The sequence below is a fragment of the Photorhabdus akhurstii genome (assembly GCF_018448925.1).
GTDB lineage: Bacteria > Pseudomonadota > Gammaproteobacteria > Enterobacterales > Enterobacteriaceae > Photorhabdus > Photorhabdus akhurstii.
Window position 1 is genome coordinate 111803 of record NZ_RCWE01000011.1, and the last position, 19254, is coordinate 131056.

At 43.7% G+C, this 19254-nt stretch carries 20 protein-coding genes; 18 read left to right on the plus strand and 2 right to left on the minus strand.

Going from position 1 to position 19254, the window contains the following annotated elements; translation table 11 throughout:
- Positions 1 to 62: 62 nt before the first annotated feature.
- Positions 63 to 3125, minus strand: coding sequence for a ribonuclease E (gene rne / locus EAE93_RS13850; RefSeq protein WP_214039896.1), 3063 nt, complete (start codon positions 3123 to 3125; stop codon positions 63 to 65).
- Positions 3126 to 3684: 559 nt separating this feature from the next.
- Between rne and rluC the strand changes: the two genes are divergently transcribed.
- The gene (rluC, locus tag EAE93_RS13855; RefSeq protein WP_036815035.1) at positions 3685 to 4644 is read left to right on the plus strand and encodes a 23S rRNA pseudouridine(955/2504/2580) synthase RluC; all 960 of its coding nucleotides are present in this window, start codon (positions 3685 to 3687) and stop codon (positions 4642 to 4644) included.
- Here rluC and EAE93_RS13860 read toward each other — a convergent pair.
- Positions 4641 to 5231, minus strand: a complete 591-nt coding sequence (locus EAE93_RS13860) for a Maf family protein (RefSeq protein WP_036815003.1) — start codon at positions 5229 to 5231, stop codon at positions 4641 to 4643. The two genes, rluC and EAE93_RS13860, sit on opposite strands and share 4 nt — an antisense overlap.
- Positions 5232 to 5373: 142 nt before the next feature.
- On the opposite strand from EAE93_RS13860, the gene yceD reads away from it, so the two are divergent.
- The 17 genes from yceD (at position 5374) to nagZ (ending at position 19185) form a co-directional block, all read left to right on the plus strand.
- The gene (yceD, locus tag EAE93_RS13865; protein WP_036782159.1) at positions 5374 to 5898 is read left to right on the plus strand and encodes a 23S rRNA accumulation protein YceD; all 525 of its coding nucleotides are present in this window, start codon (positions 5374 to 5376) and stop codon (positions 5896 to 5898) included.
- A 12-nt stretch (positions 5899 to 5910) separates the two neighbouring features.
- Positions 5911 to 6081 (plus strand): 50S ribosomal protein L32, encoded by a 171-nt coding sequence (gene rpmF, locus EAE93_RS13870; RefSeq protein WP_011147057.1) that lies wholly within the window; start codon positions 5911 to 5913, stop codon positions 6079 to 6081.
- A gap of 29 nt (positions 6082 to 6110) precedes the next feature.
- Entirely contained in the window at positions 6111 to 7148 is a 1038-nt protein-coding gene (gene plsX / locus EAE93_RS13875; protein ID WP_072165629.1) for a phosphate acyltransferase PlsX, read from the plus strand.
- 6 nt (positions 7149 to 7154) lie between these two features.
- Positions 7155 to 8108, plus strand: a complete 954-nt coding sequence (locus EAE93_RS13880) for a beta-ketoacyl-ACP synthase III (RefSeq protein WP_036815005.1) — start codon at positions 7155 to 7157, stop codon at positions 8106 to 8108.
- 24 nt (positions 8109 to 8132) lie between these two features.
- On the plus strand, positions 8133 to 9065 hold the full coding sequence (gene fabD, locus EAE93_RS13885) for an ACP S-malonyltransferase (protein WP_105398251.1): 933 nt from the start codon (positions 8133 to 8135) through the stop codon (positions 9063 to 9065).
- 8 nt (positions 9066 to 9073) lie between these two features.
- Positions 9074 to 9808 (plus strand): 3-oxoacyl-ACP reductase FabG, encoded by a 735-nt coding sequence (fabG, locus tag EAE93_RS13890; RefSeq protein WP_214039897.1) that lies wholly within the window; start codon positions 9074 to 9076, stop codon positions 9806 to 9808.
- 154 nt (positions 9809 to 9962) lie between these two features.
- Positions 9963 to 10199: an acyl carrier protein gene (acpP, locus tag EAE93_RS13895; RefSeq protein ID WP_011147052.1), complete on the plus strand. Its 237-nt coding sequence runs from the start codon at positions 9963 to 9965 to the stop codon at positions 10197 to 10199.
- A 73-nt stretch (positions 10200 to 10272) separates the two neighbouring features.
- Positions 10273 to 11523, plus strand: a complete 1251-nt coding sequence (gene fabF / locus EAE93_RS13900; protein WP_214039898.1) for a beta-ketoacyl-ACP synthase II — start codon at positions 10273 to 10275, stop codon at positions 11521 to 11523.
- Positions 11524 to 11751: 228 nt separating this feature from the next.
- Positions 11752 to 12576 (plus strand): aminodeoxychorismate lyase, encoded by an 825-nt coding sequence (pabC, locus tag EAE93_RS13905; protein ID WP_110087144.1) that lies wholly within the window; start codon positions 11752 to 11754, stop codon positions 12574 to 12576.
- A 49-nt stretch (positions 12577 to 12625) separates the two neighbouring features.
- Positions 12626 to 13651: an endolytic transglycosylase MltG gene (gene mltG / locus EAE93_RS13910; RefSeq protein WP_214039899.1), complete on the plus strand. Its 1026-nt coding sequence runs from the start codon at positions 12626 to 12628 to the stop codon at positions 13649 to 13651.
- A complete protein-coding gene (gene tmk, locus EAE93_RS13915) occupies positions 13648 to 14286 on the plus strand; it encodes a dTMP kinase (protein ID WP_036782171.1) in 639 nt (212 codons plus the stop codon). The genes mltG and tmk overlap by 4 nt, the downstream gene beginning before the upstream one ends.
- Positions 14286 to 15269, plus strand: a complete 984-nt coding sequence (gene holB / locus EAE93_RS13920; protein ID WP_214039910.1) for a DNA polymerase III subunit delta' — start codon at positions 14286 to 14288, stop codon at positions 15267 to 15269. Before tmk ends, holB begins: the two co-directional genes overlap by 1 nt.
- A gap of 31 nt (positions 15270 to 15300) precedes the next feature.
- Entirely contained in the window at positions 15301 to 16086 is a 786-nt protein-coding gene (locus EAE93_RS13925) for a metal-dependent hydrolase (RefSeq protein WP_105398244.1), read from the plus strand.
- A 71-nt stretch (positions 16087 to 16157) separates the two neighbouring features.
- Positions 16158 to 16514 (plus strand): purine nucleoside phosphoramidase, encoded by a 357-nt coding sequence (hinT, locus tag EAE93_RS13930; RefSeq protein WP_036815020.1) that lies wholly within the window; start codon positions 16158 to 16160, stop codon positions 16512 to 16514.
- A 178-nt stretch (positions 16515 to 16692) separates the two neighbouring features.
- On the plus strand, positions 16693 to 17262 hold the full coding sequence (gene lpoB / locus EAE93_RS13935) for a penicillin-binding protein activator LpoB (protein WP_036782179.1): 570 nt from the start codon (positions 16693 to 16695) through the stop codon (positions 17260 to 17262).
- On the plus strand, positions 17249 to 18112 hold the full coding sequence (gene thiK / locus EAE93_RS13940; protein ID WP_214039900.1) for a thiamine kinase: 864 nt from the start codon (positions 17249 to 17251) through the stop codon (positions 18110 to 18112). The genes lpoB and thiK overlap by 14 nt, the downstream gene beginning before the upstream one ends.
- A gap of 50 nt (positions 18113 to 18162) precedes the next feature.
- Positions 18163 to 19185, plus strand: a complete 1023-nt coding sequence (gene nagZ / locus EAE93_RS13945; protein ID WP_214039901.1) for a beta-N-acetylhexosaminidase — start codon at positions 18163 to 18165, stop codon at positions 19183 to 19185.
- The last annotated feature ends 69 nt before the right edge of the window (positions 19186 to 19254 follow it).

Below are 19254 nucleotides of genomic sequence, written 5' to 3' on the forward strand. Positions count from 1 at the left end.
GTTAGTAGCAAAAAAAATGGCTCCCCAAAAAGAGCCATTCTGCTAATATTAAACGATGTTATCTATTCAAAAGACTGTGGTTTAGCCATTGGTGAAGTAGCCGCATTAGTGGCTGAATGGCCCCCAGCTCCCCCTTTCCCGTCAAAATGAGAAAAAGGCCGTTGCCATTCACTAATAACAATGGATTTTTCAATCATCTCAGGGGCTGGCGCTTTGGTCATTGGCGCATAAGCATGATGAACTTTTGCTATAACGGCAACAGGCTGTTTAACCATTTCATCCTCACTCTCTTCGACAGTCATCACTGCTGCAATTTCTTTAGAAACAACAATGTCTTCTTCTGTTTCAGGGTGCTGCTCAAATTCAAGGGCAATCGGCGTTATTGCAGAAAGTTCAATAACTGACGGCACTTCCCGCACTGATTCAGTTTGCTGTAGAACAATGTCATTTTGTTCTGTAATGTCTGTTTCAGGTTTGCACCCGCCCTGGCGAGCTTCCAGCGTCTCCGCTACCTTAGGCGATTCAGTGATGGTTTGCTCAGATTCTGCAACAAGGGTGATTGCAGGTACTGTTTCTGCTGCTATTGCTGGCAATACCTCATTTTGCTGTTCTTGCTGTTCGATCATGGCAATTTCCTCAGGAATCTCTATGGAAATCGGAACTACCGGATAGCGAACCCAAACTTTACCGGAAGCCATTTCTGGTGATGCAACAGCCATAGATAATGGCGCCGGTGATTGAAGTAGATTTCTTTCATCACGGTAACGGCGGCGGCGCTGACCACTAACGCGCAAATGGCGAGGTGAGCGACGAGAGCGGCGTGGCATAACATTATCTTGTTGCTCTTTATTTTCAGCCAGTTGTTGTGGTTGAACTGTTTCTACAGGTATTTCAACCGGTGCTGGTAATTGCTCTTCTGTAACAACAGGAACCGGCAGTGAAGCGACAGTTGTAACTTCTTTCACTTCATCTATGATGCGAACTTTTTGTTCAAGCTGACGACGTTGGCGACGCGGTGCAACTGGAAGACGCTCTTCAACCTCATTTTCAACGACTTCTGGCTTCTGGGTTTCAAGTTGCTGCTGGCGTTTTTCTTCCTGACGACGGCGTTGACGTTCGGCACGTTGCTCGCGACGTTGCTGCTGTTGAGCTTCACGAGCAACCGTATCTATCGTCACGTTGTTATCTTGAGTGCCATTTTTTTGTTGAGTGTTGCGATTTTTTCGTTGCTCGTCACGATCACGGTTATTACGTTGCTCATCACGCAGATTATTATCATCACGATCTTTACGTGAATTTTGACGACGTTGGTTACGTCGCTCGGAAGAGCGACGGCTATCATGACCGGATAATTTATTCTCTTTTTTCTGGGCCGGTTTTTCTTCTTCTGTGCTGAATATTTTTTTCAAAGCAGTCAAGAAGCGGCTAAAGAGACCAGGTTGTTCCGTGATAGTCTGAGCAGGGCGATTAGGCTTTTTCTCTTTTGCTTTATGTGATGGTTGCTGTGCTGGCGTATCGGCTGGTAAAGCAAAGGCAGAAATAGCGGGCTGTTCAGGACGCTTACGTTCAGGTTGGACATCTTCTTGGAGATTTGTCGTTCCAGTTTCATGAAATTGAGGAAGCAGATAACTCAGTGTAGAAATTTCCTCACCTTTACGCACGCGTAAGACAGAGAAGTGGGGAGTCTGCATTTGATCGTTAGGCACGATCACCACGCCAACGTCTCCTTGACGGCGCTCAATTGCACTGACTGCCTGGCGTTTTTCATTTAGTAGATATGAGGCGATTTGTACTGGAACAATAGCATGTACTTGATGCGTGTTCTCTTTCAGTGCCTCTTCTTCAATCAGACGTAAAATGGATAGCGACAGGGATTCGTTATCACGAATAGTCCCTGTGCCGCTACAGCGCGGGCAAACGTGGTGGCTGGATTCACCTAGCGATGGACTTAGGCGCTGACGGGACATTTCCAGTAGGCCAAAGCGGGAAATACGACCAATTTGAATACGAGCACGATCCTGACGAACGGCGTCACGTAGGCGGTTTTCCACTTCACGCTGATGGCGTACAGGTGTCATATCGATAAAATCGATAACAATCAAACCACCAAGGTCACGCAGGCGTAACTGACGGGCAATTTCATCCGCTGCTTCAAGGTTGGTATTAAAAGCTGTCTCTTCGATATCCCCTCCGCGTGTTGCGCGAGAAGAGTTAATATCGATCGCGGTTAACGCTTCTGTGGTATCGATAACCACAGCACCGCCTGATGGCAGGCGAACTTCACGCTGAAATGCAGATTCAATCTGCGATTCAATCTGATAATGACTGAACAGGGGAACTTCACCACTATATAGCTTGATTTTACTGGTGAAATCTGGGCGGCCAAGTGCAGTGATATGTTGCCGTGCCAGATCGAGAACCTTGGGATTGTCGATTAAAATCTCACCGATATCTGGGCGTAAATAGTCGCGGAAAGCACGGACGATAACATTGCTTTCTTGGTGGATTAAGAATGGCGCAGAGCGGTTCTCCGCGGCTTTTTTGATCGCCTCCCAGTGTTTAAGGCGGAATGACAAATCCCATTGTAGTGCTTCTGCGGATTTACCGACGCCCGCAGTGCGGACGATCAGCCCCATTCCTTCCGGCACTTCTAGCGATGCCAAAGCTTCTTTCAGTTCTGTGCGGTCATCTCCTTCGATACGGCGGGAAATACCGCCGGCACGAGGATTATTAGGCATTAATACCAGATAACTGCCCGCCAGGCTGATAAAAGTGGTTAAGGCAGCCCCTTTATTACCACGTTCTTCTTTATCGACTTGAACGATAACTTCCTGGCCTTCCCTGAGAACATCTTTGATATTAGGGCGACCATGAGGATGGTAGTTATTGGGGAAGTATTCGCGGGCTATTTCTTTAATAGGAAGGAAACCATGCCGTTCAGCACCATAGTCAACAAAAGCGGCTTCCAAACTAGGTTCAATTCGGGTGATTTTACCTTTGTAGATATTTGCTTTTTTTTGCTCGTGTCCTGGGCTTTCGATATCCAAATCATAAAGACGTTGCCCGTCAACCAGAGCAACACGCAACTCTTCTTGCTGAGTTGCGTTGATTAGCATTCTTTTCATTGTAACTTACTCATTATTTTTTACATTAGTTATAGAGCCACGGGCAAATATAGATGAGCGACTGGTAACCGATGGTCTCGTGTCTTTTACAAATCCGCCAACCTCCCGGTTGTCGTTTGTATAGAGACGCATATTTTCGGTAGGTCTGAATTTTCACTTAGAAAACAGTACCCTTTTCTAGGAATAATCTGCAAATATAAATGAAGCGGATTTGATCCAATTCCAGTAATCTGCTACCCGTAGCCCGCTAATTATTTGATTTCCCAGTACGTCTTACGCCATTGCTGCGTTTTTGTGCAATCAAATAAAGAACAAACGTTTAACTTCGCCATTCAGGATTAAAAAACTGATGGTGGCTACGTATTATTCCATTGCTGTTGGGGTGATAGCAAGGTGACTTTATGTCTTTAAGCGGTTTTTCTGATGAAATAGGAAGAAATAGTTAATATTTAATCTTTATCTTAAAGTAGGGAAGGTAACAGCTAGAAAGTATGCGTAATTTTTACACATATTTAAAAATGAGTAGCACTCTGCTTGAGTGATAATTAAAATTGCTATCATGAAAACGAATAATCAAATTGTACAATTTGTCACTATTGATGACGATGAGGCCGGACAGCGGGTTGATAATTTTTTATTAGCGCGTTTGAAAGGGGTTCCTAAGAGCATGATTTACCGGATTGTGCGTAAAGGCGAAGTTCGGGTAAACAAAGGCAGGATAAAACCTGAGTATAAATTGTCTGCGGGGGATGTTGTTAGAATCCCGCCGGTCCGGGTTGCAGAACGGCAAGAGGCGCCAGTTTCAGCTAAATTGGATAAAGTCGCTGCATTAGGCGATTGTATCTTATACGAAGATGACTACATTTTGGTGCTCAATAAACCTTCCGGTACGGCTGTTCATGGCGGTAGTGGCTTAAGTTTTGGCGTTATTGAGGGGCTACGGGTTTTACGTCCGGAAGCCAAATTCCTCGAATTGGTGCATCGTTTGGATCGTGATACCTCTGGAATTTTGTTAATTGCTAAAAAACGCTCAACTTTACGGGCCTTGCACGAGCAGTTACGACTTAAACAGATGCAGAAAGATTATCTGGCTTTAGTTCGGGGACAATGGCAATCACATTGTAAAGTTGTTCAGGCTCCATTGCTGAAAAACATCCTGCAAAGTGGTGAGCGGATTGTTAAGGTAAACAATGAAGGTAAGCCTTCTGAAACACGTTTTAAAGTAGAAGAGCGTTTTACCAATGCAACGTTAGTGAAAGCCAGCCCTGTAACAGGTCGGACTCATCAAATCCGTGTTCATACACAATATGCTGGGCATCCGATCGCTTTTGATGATCGTTATGGCGATAAAGTCTTTGATTCGCAACTGTCAGATACGGGTCTTAACCGCCTATTTTTGCATGCCAGCGCGCTAAAATTTACTCATCCTTCGACGGGAGAGACATTACGTCTTGAAGCGCCGATGGATGAGCAGTTGCGCTATTGTATAAAAATGCTACGTCAGCATCACAGTAATTAACCTATCTCCGTCAGAGGGTTTACCCCCTGACGGATTAATAATTCAGTCAATGTAATTAATGGTAAACCGATTAGCGTATTCGGATCTTTCCCTTCAAGTCGTTCAAATAAAGTAATTCCTAACCCTTCGCTTTTAAAGCTTCCGGCACAATTAAGGGGATTTTCCGCGGTTAAATAAGCCCAGATTTCATCATCAGTGAGTTCTCTAAAATAGACATTGAATAATTCGCAACGGGTATCAGCTATTCCTGTTTTGCTGTTAAAGAGGCAAATGCCGGTATAAAAGGTGACGCAATGACCACTGGCTTGCCGTAATTGTTTAAATGCATTTTCAAAATTGTGAGGTTTGCCGGTAATTTCGCCATTAATAACACAAACCTGATCAGAACCAATAATCAAATGCTGAGAATATTTAGCTTGTAATGCCTGTGCCTTGGCTTGTGCCAAACGCATAACGAGTTGTTCTGCATTTTCATTCATTCGAGGTGTTTCATCAGTATCAGGAGCCGCGCATATAAAGGGTAAACGAAGTTTTTCCAGTAACATGCGGCGGTAAGCTGAGGTGGAAGCTAAAATGATTTGTGTCATAATTTTTCCAAAAGACATGGCGAAATAATTGCAGGCATTTTAAACTAGGCACAGCTTAATAAGCGAATATTTGGCGGAAAGGTGCAGATGTGTGGCCTTTTTCTTTGACTATATCTCATTACAAAGATAATATGCGCGCCTTATGCAAAAGGTAAAATTACCCCTAACCATTGATGCGCTTCGCGCAGCTCAGAAACGATTAGACTACGCAGGTAGTTATTCACCTGAGCAAGTTTTGCGTATCGCGGAATCTGTGGTTAGCGTGGACAATGATGTAGACAGCGTTTTATCGTTTCAGATAGATAACCAACGTCTGGCGGTTGTGCGTGGGCATTCCGATGTGGATGTTACGCTTGAATGTCAGCGTTGTGGCGGTAATTTCAGCCATCACGTTCACATAACATATTGTTTTAGCCCGGTCGTCAATGATGAACAGGCTGAAGCATTACCGGAAGAGTATGAGCCAATTGACGTTAACGAATTTGGCGAAATAGATTTGCTGGCAATGATTGAAGATGAAATAATTCTTTCTCTGCCGGTGGTTCCGGTACATGATTCTGAACACTGTGAAGTGTCCGAGGCGGACATGGTGTTTGGTGAATTACCTCTAGAGGCTGAAAAACCAAACCCATTTGCCGTATTAGCCAGCTTAAAGAAAAGTACTTAAGGAGTAAGGTCAATGGCCGTACAACAGAATAAACCAACTCGTTCTAAACGTGGTATGCGTCGTTCTCATGATGCACTGACTGCACCATTACTGTCTGTGGATAAAACTTCTGGTGAAACTCACCTGCGTCACCATGTGACTGCTGATGGCTACTACCGTGGCCGCAAAGTCATCAACAAATAATCTCCGCCAGTCATTAGCAAGTTAATACCTTGACTAATCTGACTTTAGCGTTAGATGCCATGAGCGGGGACTTTGGTCCTCGCGTTACGGTGCCTGCTGCATTGCAGGCACTGGCGTCTAACCCTAGACTTAAATTATTGCTGGTCGGGATCCCCGATATCATTTCTCCGATGCTTGTAAATAGCGATGCTGAGTTGCTCAGTCGTTTACAAGTGGTTCCTGCTGAACGGGTTGTGGCTAATGATGCGAAACCATCGCAAGCGATTCGTAACAGCCGAGGAACGTCAATGCGTATTGCCCTGGATTTAGTGAAATCAGGTGAAGCGCAGGCGTGTATCAGCGCAGGAAATACCGGAGTATTGATGGGGTTATCTAAATTGATGCTAAAATCTATAGAAGGCATTGAAAGACCTGCTTTGATGACCGTGTTACCAAACCTGAAACAGCGGGAAACGGTCGTATTGGATTTAGGCGCCAATGTTAATTGCGATAGCCGCATGTTGGTACAATTCGCCATTATGGGTTCAGTGATGGCCGAGGAAGTCGTAGGGGTGGTTAATCCCGCGGTAGCATTGCTTAACATTGGTACAGAAGAGAGTAAAGGGCTGGATAATATCCGCGAAGCCGCCACTATTTTAAAGAGCATTCCGACAATAAATTACATTGGTTATCTGGAAGGTGATGAATTACTGACAGGTAAGAGTGATGTATTGGTATGTGACGGCTTCGCAGGTAACGTGACGTTAAAAACGATGGAAGGGGCGATCAGAGTTATCTTATCCCTGCTTAAATCATCGGATGGACAAAAGAAAAAGTTTTCCTGGTTGTTGAAAATAGTCAAGAAGTGGCTGCAAAAACGGATGACAAAACGCTTCGGTCACCTGAACCCTGACCAGTATAATGGCGCATGTCTGTTAGGATTATATGGAATTGTAATCAAAAGCCATGGGGCGGCTAATGAGCATGCGTTTAAAGCCGCAATCGAACAGGCTGTTCAGGCCGTTGAAAGGCAGGTTCCTGATAGAATTGCTGCACGCCTGGAAACAGCATTACCCAAGAGTGACTGAACATACATGTATACAAAAATTTTAGGTACAGGTAGTTATCTGCCTGCGCAAGTGCGTACTAATGCTGATTTAGAAAAAATGGTAGATACGTCTGATGAGTGGATTGTTACCCGTACAGGTGTCCGCGAACGTCGTATTGCCACTGATGATGAAACCGTTGCGGTTATGGGGTTTCGGGCCGCTAAGAAAGCAATTGAAATGTCGGGCATTGATAAAGATCAGATTGATTTAATCATTGTTGCAACAGCTTCATCCACCCATGCTTTCCCCAGTTCTGCGTGCCAAATTCAGCACATGTTGGGTACCCAAAATTCAGCGGCTTTTGATATTTCCGCCGCTTGTTCTGGTTTTGTTTATGCACTGAGTATTGCTGATAAGTTTATTAGAACCGGTGTGGCGAAACATGCATTGGTTATTGGTTCTGATTCTATTACCAGAACGCTTGATCCAGAAGATCGCGGAACACTTGTCCTGTTTGGCGATGGTGCAGGCGCTATGGTGGTAGGGGCTTCTAATGAGCCAGGAATTCTTTCAACTCACCTTCATGCAAACGGTAGCTATGGTGAATTGTTGGTATTGCCTTATCAGGAACGTCAGAATCTAAAAGAACCAGCGTATGCCAGTATGATTGGTAATGAAGTATTTAAGATTGCAGTTCGTGAATTGGCTAATATAGTTGATGAGACTTTAGAAGCAAATAACTTACCGTATAGTGAGTTGGATTGGCTGGTGCCTCATCAGGCTAATTTGCGTATTATCGCAGCGACAGCTAAAAAATTAAACATGACAATGGATAAAGTAGTGGTAACGCTAGATCGTTACGGTAATACTTCTGCGGCATCGGTACCCACAGCATTTGATGAAGCAGTGCGTGATGGCCGGATTAAGCGTGGTCAGTTAATCTTAATTGAGGCTTTTGGTGGTGGCCTTACTTGGGGTTCAGCACTGATACGTTTTTAATTTGACAGGAAGATGAACATGTCTATGTCTGAATTTGCAATGGTATTTCCTGGTCAGGGTTCTCAAGACCTTGGCATGTTGGCCGATTTGGCTACAGCGTTCCCGGTTGTCGAGCAAACTTTTGCAGAAGCGTCTGATGTACTGGGATATGATCTCTGGGCACTGGTTCAACAGGGGCCAGAAGAAGAACTGAACAAAACATGGCAAACTCAACCCGCGTTGTTGGCAGCATCGGTTGCTATTTGGCGGGTCTGGCAGGAAAAAGGTGGAAAAGCACCATCACTGATGGCTGGACATAGCCTTGGTGAATATTCTGCACTGGTTTGTGCGGGTGTCATTGATTTCAAACAAGCAATTAGACTTGTTGAACTGCGTGGCGAATTGATGCAAGAAGCTGTACCTGAAGGCGTTGGTGCAATGTATGTTATTATCGGTTTAGATAATGAATCCATTGATAGTGCCTGTAAAGAAGCAGCTCAGGGGCAAATTGTTTCTCCTGTTAACTTTAACTCACCTGGTCAGGTTGTTATTGCCGGTGAGAGAGAGGCGGTAGAGCGTGCTGGTGATGCATGTAAAGCCGCAGGTGCGAAACGTGCGCTGCCTTTGGCAGTCAGTGTACCGTCGCATTGTGCACTGATGAAACCCGCCGCAGATAAGCTGGCAGTTGTTTTGGAAGGAATTGAATTTAGTCATCCTCAGTTCCCGGTGGTAAATAATGTTGATGTGAAAATAGAACAATCTGCTGAAGCTATCCGTGATGCACTGGTACGACAACTCTATAACCCTGTCCGTTGGACAGAAACAGTTGAATTTATTGCTGGACAGGGTGTCGGGCGGCTATTAGAAGTAGGGCCAGGTAGAGTTTTGACAGGTTTAACTAAACGAATTGTCAATACCTTAAGTGCAGCAGCAGTTAATGACACAGCTTCACTAGTAACTGCATTGGAAAATAATTGAGGAACAATATGAGATTAGACGGAAAGATTGCATTAGTAACAGGTGCTAGCCGTGGGATCGGCCGTGCAACTGCTGAACTATTAGCAGAGCGTGGAGCCTATATCATTGGTACAGCAACAAGCGAAAAGGGTGCTGAAGTCATCAGTGCTTACCTTGGTGAAAAAGGTAAAGGTTTTGTACTGGATGTCACTGATCCGGAATCGATTGAACAGCTTATGACTACCATCCGGACAGAGTGGGGTGGGCTTGACATTTTAGTGAATAATGCGGGTATCACGGCTGATAACCTGGTGATGCGCATAAAGGATGATGAGTGGCAGCATGTTATCGACACTAATCTTTCATCCGTTTTCCGTATGACAAAAGCGGCGATGCGTTTCATGATAAAAAAACGTTATGGTCGTATCATCTCTATTGGTTCTGTTGTTGGATCAATGGGGAACGCTGGGCAAGCAAGCTATGCAGCGGCGAAAGCAGGGCTTGTTGGTTTCAGTAAAACATTGGCTCGCGAAGTGATTTCCCGTGGTATTACTGTTAACGTTGTTGCGCCAGGGCTTATTGAAACTGATATGCTAAAAGCGTTGCCAGAGGAGCAGTTGGCGAACTTTTCGAATGATATCCCCGCTAAGCGACTTGGGGATGTAAAAGAAATTGCTAGTGCTGTAGCTTTCTTTGCTTCTGATGAAGCGGCTTACATCACAGGCGAAACATTACATGTCAATGGCGGCATGTACATGAACTAAAAAATGAGCGAACCAGTTGCATTTTTTGTGTCAAATAACGCAAAATAGTGCAAGTTTGTGGTTCGACCAGCCGGGATTGGGTTGCATCTTTTCCTGTATTTTATAAACTACGAAAACCATCGCGAAAGCGAATTTTGATAGGAAATTTAATAGCATGAGCACTATTGAAGAACGCGTTAAAAAAATCATCGTTGAACAACTTGGTGTTAAAGAGGAAGAGGTTGTTAATTCAGCTTCTTTTGTAGATGACTTGGGCGCTGATTCTCTTGACACAGTTGAACTGGTAATGGCTCTGGAAGAAGAGTTCGATATCGAAATTCCAGATGAAGAAGCAGAAAAGATCACTACAGTTCAGGCAGCTATTGATTACGTCCAGAACCAAAGCGAATAAGTGAACACACCTAGGCGGTCATTCGACCGCCTATGTTTCTGCCCTAAATAATTTCCCTCCCTGGAGGATAAGCGTGTCTAAGCGTCGAGTAGTTGTGACCGGACTAGGCATGTTATCTCCTGTCGGTAATACAGCAGAATCTTCTTGGAAAGCTGTTTGTGCCGGACAGAGTGGTATCAGCCTTATTGACCATTTTGACACCAGTCACCATGCAACTAAGTTTGCTGGTCTGGTTAAAGATTTTAATCATGAAGATTTCAATATTTCGCGCAAGGATGCACGAAAAATGGATGACTTCATTCAATATGGTATTGCAGCAGGTGTGCAAGCCATTGAAGATTCTGGAATTGAAGTAACAGAAGCCAATGCTAGTCGTTTTGGTGCTGCTATTGGTTCTGGTATTGGTGGTTTGGGTCTGATTGAAGAAAATCACGGGGCATTGGTGGCTAATGGTCCTCGCAAGATCAGTCCATTCTTTGTACCTTCTACGATCGTAAACATGGTAGCAGGTCATCTGAGTATTATTTACGGTTTGCGTGGTCCAAGCATTTCTATCGCCACAGCATGTACATCAGGTGTACATAATATTGGTCATGCTGCCCGTATTATTGCTTATAATGATGCTGACATTATGCTGGCAGGTGGTGCGGAAAAAGCCAGTACTCCTCTAGGGGTTGGTGGCTTTGGCGCTGCCCGTGCTTTATCTACCCGTAATGATAATCCACAAAGTGCAAGTCGTCCGTGGGATAAAGACCGCGATGGCTTTGTTCTGGGGGATGGCGCAGGTATTCTGGTACTGGAAGAGTATGAGCATGCGAAGAGACGTGGTGCGAAAATTTACGCAGAAATCGTTGGCTTTGGCATGAGCAGTGATGCTTATCATATGACATCACCACCAGAAGATGGCGCAGGTGCTGCGCTGGCGATGGAAAATGCGCTGAAAGACGCCGGTATTACTACCAAGCAAGTGGGATATATTAATGCTCACGGTACTTCAACACCGGCTGGCGATTTAGCGGAAGCCCATGCAGTTGAGTCCGTGTTTGGTGAAGGCACTGATGTTTTAGTGAGTTCCACCAAATCAATGACGGGTCATTTATTGGGTGCTGCGGGGGCGGTTGAATCTATTTTCACTATCTTGGCATTGCGTGATCAGGTTGTTCCGCCAACTATCAACCTGGAAAACCAGGATGAAAACTGCCGTCTGGATTTCGTGCCAAATGAGTCCCGTCAGGTAGAGGGGATGGAATATGCATTGTGTAACTCTTTCGGTTTCGGTGGTACTAACGGCTCACTGATTTTCCGTAAGATTAAGCCTGATTGACAGACAAAGCCTGATATTACAGAAAATTGCTGTTGAAGGCCCCTCGGTATGAATTTGTAAATATTGAGAGGCGACAAAATAGAGAGCTCCAATAGTTAATCATTATTGGAGCTTTTTTTGTGGCAAGAATCATGGGCATTTTTGCACTCGTGACAGCGATATACTATCATACCGTCTGTTGATAAATTGATTGAAATGCCTTTTTTGAGTAATTAAGAATAAAGTGATATGTATTGGATTAATGGGGAGCGGAGCGACTATTTACCAGTGAATGATCGTTCAGTTCAATTCGGTGATGGTTGTTTCACAACAGCAAAAATAGAACAGGGGCAGGCCGCTTTATTGCCATTGCATATCCAAAGATTACAAAAAGGCGTTGAAAGGTTATATCTTCCACAACCTGATTGGCAACAGCTTGAAAACCATATAAAGCAGATTGCTTCCACAACTGAACAAGGTGTACTTAAAGTTATTATTTCCCGCGGAACCGGAGGGCGTGGTTATAGTGCTGAGGGTTTTACGCAATCCAATCAGATTTTGTCTGTTAGTCCTTATCCCGATAACTATTTGAAACAGCGTCAGAAAGGTTTTTCTCTGGTGCTCAGTCCGATACCGATGGGAATAAACCCTTATCTTGCCGGAATAAAACACCTTAACCGATTAGAACAGGTATTGATTAAATCATTTATCGAAAAATCAAATGCTGATGAAGCTCTGGTACTTGATACGGATGGTTTATTGGTTGAATGCTGTACTGCAAACATTTTCTGGCGTAAAGGAAAAGATGTGTATACTCCTGATTTACGAGGCTGTGGTATCGAAGGGGTGATGCGAGCAAGAATAATCGCGTTATTATCGGAAAGTGATTATCACTTTTCCTGTGTAAACTGTTATCCCGAGACATTGGCTGATGCAGATGAAGTGATAGTCTGTAATTCTTTAATGCCAGTGATACCTGTCAGAGAAATTCAAGTTCATGAAAATCAGCCTACATGGAAATATCAGTCAAGGGAGCTATATGATTATTTGCTTCCTGAATGTCTGAAATTGTAATTCATAATGTGTCTAAGTGAACAATGTATTTAAGTGATTAGATTAATTGATGAAACGGAAAAAAAGTCTTTTTGCTCTATTGGTTTTGATTGTCATTACGGCAGCAATATTACTCTATGCTGGCTATAAAAAAGTTGAAAAATTTGCGGATCAAACACTAACAATTAAACAGGATCGAATATTTACCTTACCAGCCGGTATTAGTCGTCATGGTTTGGAGGCGTTACTAGTGCGGGATAACTTGATTGAAGATAGTCATATTTTCCCTTGGTTATTAAGGCTGGAGCCAAAACTTGCCGAATTTAAAGCGGGAACGTACCAATTGACACGAGAAATGACGTTGCGGGAAATGTTGCAATTATTCTCTAGTGGTAAAGAAGCGCAATTTACGGTCCGTTTTGTTGAAGGTAGTCGTTTATCTGACTGGTGGAAAATACTACAGCAATCTGAATATCTTAAGCATGAATTGGATAATAAAAATGCGCAGGAGTTGGCTGAGATACTCGATATAAAAGATACCGATACTTTGGAAGGGTGGCTTTATCCTGATACCTATCACTATACGGCAGGTACAAGCGATGTGGCGTTGCTGAAACGAGCATATCGACAGATGAAAATGACGCTTGAAGAGGAGTGGGAAGGGCGTGACAAAAATCTACCCTATAAGAATGCTTATGAAATGTTGATTATGGCGTCGATTATTGAAAAAGAGACCGGTGTTGAGGCTGAGCGGACAAAAGTTGCTTCTGTATTTATTAATCGCTTACGGTTGAACATGCGGCTTCAAACTGATCCGACCGTGATTTATGGTTTAGGTGAAAAATACACAGGCACTATTTTTCGTAAAGATTTAACGACATTGACGCCCTACAATACTTATATGATTGATGGCCTGCCACCCACACCGATTGCGATGCCTGGCCTCGCTTCCATAAAAGCGGCTGCCCACCCGGCAAAAACCGAATTTCTCTATTTTGTGGCGAATGGTAAAGGTGGTCATACTTTTACGACCAATCTAGCTGCGCATAACAAGGCGGTAAATATTTATCGTCATAGGTTAAAACAGGACAAATGAACAGCAAATTTATTGTTATTGAAGGGCTGGAAGGTGCAGGAAAAACGTCAGCGATGAAAACAGTCGTTGAAATATTGCAGCAGCACGGTATTCAGGATTTAATTTTTACCCGTGAGCCGGGTGGAACACCACTGGCAGAAAAATTACGAGGGTTAATTAAACAAGGTGTTGAAGGTGAATCTCTGACGGATAAAGCAGAGGTGTTAATGTTATATGCAGCCAGAGTTCAATTAGTCGAAAATGTGATTAAACCTGCTTTGGCTCGCGGTACATGGGTTGTGGGTGATCGTCACGACCTCTCTTCCCAGGCATATCAAGGGGGAGGGCGTGGTATTGATAAAAACTTGATGAGTTCGCTACGTGATACTGTGCTTGGTGATTTCCGTCCTGACCTGACTATTTATCTCGATCTTCCTCCTCAGATTGGTTTACTGCGTGCTCGTGAACGCGGAGAGTTAGACAGAATTGAAAAAGAGTCGATGGATTTTTTTGATCGTACGCGCAGTCGTTACCTGGAGTTTGCAGCACAGGATAAGAATATTGTGACCGTTGATGCGGCTCAACCGATAGAGCAAGTACAAGCAGATATTTATCAGGTACTTGGGCAATGGCTAAAGCAGCAGGAAAATGGCTGATGAATTGGTATCCGTGGCTTAATCAGGCATATCGTCAGTTGGTGGAATCTCACCAGCAAGGTCGAGGCCATCACGCTTTATTGGTTCATGCTAATGCAGGTACCGGGGCCGATGTGTTGATCTATGGATTAAGCCGATGGTTGATGTGTCAGGATAGACAGGGGATGAAAAGTTGTGGGAAGTGTCATAGCTGTCATCTGATGATGGCCGAGACTCATCCTGATTGGTACATTATGTCACCGGAGAAGGGTAAAACCAGCGTTGGTGTGGAAGCGATACGGCAGATTACGGAAAAGCTTTATAGCCGTTCTCAGCAAGGTGGGGTAAAAATTGTCTGGTTACCTTTGACCGAGTGTTTGACAGATGCTGCGGCTAATGCATTATTGAAAACGTTGGAGGAACCGCCGGAACATACCTATTTTCTTCTGGAATGTCGGCAACCAGCCAGCCTTTTGGCAACTTTACGTAGCCGTTGTTTTTACTATTTTTTGCCAGTGCCTGAAACGGAAAGTAGTCTTTATTGGTTGCAAAAACAGTTGCCTTTAATTTCTTCCGCCGATGCAATAACAGCATTGAAACTGTCTCAGGGGGCTCCTGTAGCGGCAGAGCAATTATTGCAACCGGAACAATGGCAGATACGGGAACAGTTTTGTCAGGCTGTTAAACAGGCTTTGGATAAACGTGATGCTTTGTCACTTTTACCCCAGCTTAATCATGAAAATGCGCCACAACGTCTTCATTGGCTTATTAGCTTGTTACTTGATGCGGTAAAGTGGCAACAGCAGGTACAGCGTTATTGCATCAATCAGGATCAACAAACGCTGATTTATCAATTGAGTTCCATGCATACTATGGCTGTTTTGCTGCAAAGCGTTGGTGATTGGATGTCTTGTCGTCATCAGTTGCTTGCAGTCGTGGGTGTAAATTGGGAATTGTTGTTGGCGGAACAGTTGCTTAATTGGGAAAAACAGTTTACTTCATAACCCTGAAATCTTTTTGTATACGAGTTTAAATATGTTGTTAGTTGATTCACATTGTCATCTCGATTGTCTCGATTATGAAAACCTACATAAAAATGTAGATGATGTTGTTGCAAAAGCGGCAGGTCGGGAAGTTAAATTTATGCTGGCAGTAGCGACGACGTTACCCGGTTTCCAGCAAATGAAAACACTAATTGGTAAACGGGAAAATATCGTATTTTCCTGCGGTATTCATCCACTTAATCTGGATGAAGGTTATGACTTTGATGAGTTAGCGCGTTTAGCGGCCGGTAATGAAGTTGTCGCACTAGGTGAGACTGGGTTGGATTACTACTATCAACAGGATAATGCTGAATTACAGCAAACCTCATTTCGTGAACATATTCGTATCGGACGCAGACTCAACAAGCCGGTTATCGTTCATACCCGTAGTGCTCGTGATGATACTTTAAAGGTATTGCGTGAAGAACAGGCACGAGAATGTGGCGGTGTTTTGCACTGTTTTACGGAAGATAAAGATACGGCTAGAGAATTACTGGATTTAGGTTTCTATATTTCATTCTCTGGTATTGTTACTTTCCGTAATGCAGAGCAGATCCGTGAAGCGGCGAGATATGTACCATTAGATCGTATTCTGATTGAAACTGATTCGCCTTACCTTGCACCTGTTCCTCATCGTGGCAAAGAGAACCAGCCAGCCTATGTACGTGATGTTGCGGAATATATGGCTGTACTCAAAGGTGTGAGTGTTGAGGCAATAGCAGAGGTGACTACACAGAATTTTTGCGATTTATTTCATGTTGATGTAGACAAAATTTGATTTATCAACTTGAATCTTTGGCTTGTAAGCGCTCATATATCGGTTGTTTTTTTGAATAAAAGGAAAATGTGATGGCAGAAGAAACTATTTTCAGTAAAATTATTCGCCGTGAAATACCTTCTGATATTGTTTATCAGGACGATCTGGTCACTGCATTCCGCGATATTTCTCCACAGGCACCGACCCATATTCTGATTATTCCAAATGTCCTGATCCCAACAGTGAATGATGTTAAACCGGAGCATGAAGCAGCGTTAGGGCGCATGATGACGGTTGCGGCAAAAATTGCTGAACAAGAAGGCATTGCAGAAGATGGATATCGTTTGATTATGAACTGTAACCGCCATGCGGGACAGGAAGTTTATCATATTCATATGCATTTGGTTGGCGGTCGCCATTTAGGGCCATTGTTGATGAAGTCAATGTGAAGTATTGAAATTTATGGATATAGGCAGATATTCGGGGATGTTTATTCCAAGATGCCTCGAATATCTCGATTTTTTAATAAATGCTGCAAATTTATCATTGGAGTTGAACCGATAATATATTGCTGCTATCACAGCAGAAATTTATCTGTTTTTTAAACTCTGTAATTGGAATAGGTTAATGAGAAGAATTCTTTTTGTAGCACTATCGGTTATGTTTTTGGCGGGATGTCCATCCTTGCCACCGGAGCAGCCTGAACCTCCGACGCCGGTCGTACCAGTGACTCCATCGGAAAAACCGACACCACCATCGGAAAAAGTGCCAGAACTCCCGAAAATGCGCGCGATTGACTGGGAAAGTACTGTGCAGCCATTAGTTGAGCAATTAGTTAAGGCTCATGGGTTGGAAAACGGGAAGCTACTGTTAGTTGATACAGTAAAAAATAATACCAACGGTGCATTACAAACCATGCAGGCAACCGATGCTCTGCGTCAAGCTGTCAGTAGCAAGCATGTTTTTGAGTTAGTACCACAAAATCAAGTGCAAAGTGCCCGTCAATCTCTAGGCTTATCTGAGGAAGATAGTTTGGGATTGCGTAGCAAAGCGATTGGTCTGGCGCGTTATTTGAATGCCGATTATGTCCTTTATTCTATAGTTTCAGGTAACAGTGATAAGCGCGATATCGTCATGCAACTGATGCTGGTACAGACGGGTGAGATTCTTTGGTCAGGGCACGGTGACGTTAAATAATCATGATTGTTTGTTGCGGGCATTGTGCAGGCAATGGCCGCATACCGAAGTAGGCGATTGGAAAATAAGACCGTTAAGCGGTCTGACAAATGGGAGCTATTACGCCACCAATGGTAAATATCATGTTGTCGGCCGTAAGCAGTGGCAACAAGGGAAACAGCTTGGCGTTAATCGTCAGCGTGAAAGCGCCATTTTGCGCCATCTCAGCCAGGTAAAAATTGCTCCGCAAGTCATAGCAATGGTTCCTCATTGGCTGTTGTTGACGTGGTTGCCCGGCCATGTGATTGGGCAAAATGAGTTTTCTCAGCCTGATTTTTTGCAAAAATTGGCGGCATTATTGGCGATTTTGCATCACCAGCCGCTGTTTGGCTACCGGCTTCAACTACGGCATCAGTTAGAAAGCCACTGGTTGCAAATTGATAAAACGCGTCTTACTCCCCGCTGGTTGCGGTTGCATAAACACTTTATGTCATCTCCAATGCCTTCAATACTCAAATTATCACCCGCTCATATGGATGTGCATTACGGTAATTTGCTTAATACTTTTCAGGGGCTGAAACTCATTGATTGGGAATATGCAACTGATACCGATATTGGGTTTGCGCTAGCGACACTGTTTCTCACTAATCACTGGAATGAATCGCAACAGCAAGATTTTTTGAACTACTATTGTTGTCAGCCATCAGGATACTTGAATCGCACACTATTAGAGCGCCAGATTAAACGTTGGCGACTTTGGGTTGATTATATGTTTTTGATGTGGTTTGAAGTGCGTTGGAAACAGAGTGGTGATCCACAATTTTTAGAATTAGCGCAACCGTTACGTCTCTCTTTTGGTCTAAAGTTTTAAATATATCGCACTGCATTAATTGCAGCACATGAATACAAGTGAGGAATGTTATGGGTCCGGTCATGTTAGATGTTGTTGGTTATGAATTGGATAATGAAGAGAAGGAAATTTTGCAACATCCATTAGTGGGCGGATTAATTCTGTTTACCCGTAATTTTCATGATCCTGAGCAATTACGAGAATTAGTACGTCAGATTCGTAAGGCTTCCCGTCATCGTCTTGTGATTGCTGTTGATCAAGAAGGCGGCAGAGTTCAGCGTTTCCGTGAAGGTTTCACTTGTTTACCGGCGGCTCAATCTTTTGCTGGATTGAGTGACAATCTCAATGGAATTCAATTGGCGGAAGAGGCGGGTTGGTTGATGGCGTCTGAAATGATTGCTATGGATATTGATATCAGCTTTGCTCCGGTTTTGGATTTAGGTCACCGATGTGTGGCTATTGGTGAACGTTCATTCCATGAAGATCCCGAACAGGCCAAGATGATGGCGGAGCACTTTATTAAAGGCATGCATTCTGCTGGTATGAAATCGACGGGTAAACATTTTCCGGGGCATGGTGCTGTTGATGCTGATTCTCATAAAGAAACTCCCTGTGATGATCGCCCGTTGGAAGTTATTTGTCATCATGATATGTCTATTTTTCGTGATTTTATTCAGCGCAATTTATTGGATGCGATTATGCCGGCTCATGTGATCTATTCTCAGGTAGATGAGCATCCAGCCAGCGGGTCGTCATACTGGTTAAAATCAGTGCTGCGTCAGCAATTGGGCTTTGATGGCGTGATATTTTCCGATGATCTCTCTATGGCGGGGGCGGCGATGATGGGAAGTTACGTTGAACGCGGACAGACTGCCCTCAATGCAGGTTGTGACATGATTTTGATATGTAATAACCGTGATGGAGCGATTAGCGTGCTTGATAATCTGCCTTTGACCAAAGTGGAGAAATTATCAGAATTGTATCATCGAGGTAGTCAATACAGTTTGAATGAGTTAAAGAATTCAAAACGTTGGCAGCAGGCTAATAAAGCACTAACGGCTTTACATGAGCAATGGCAGGGTTGTGTGCGGTAATTGTAAAGTCATCTTTTATGTTTGTTTTATTGCCAAATAGATGACCTTTAGCGTTAATTGTGCGGGAAA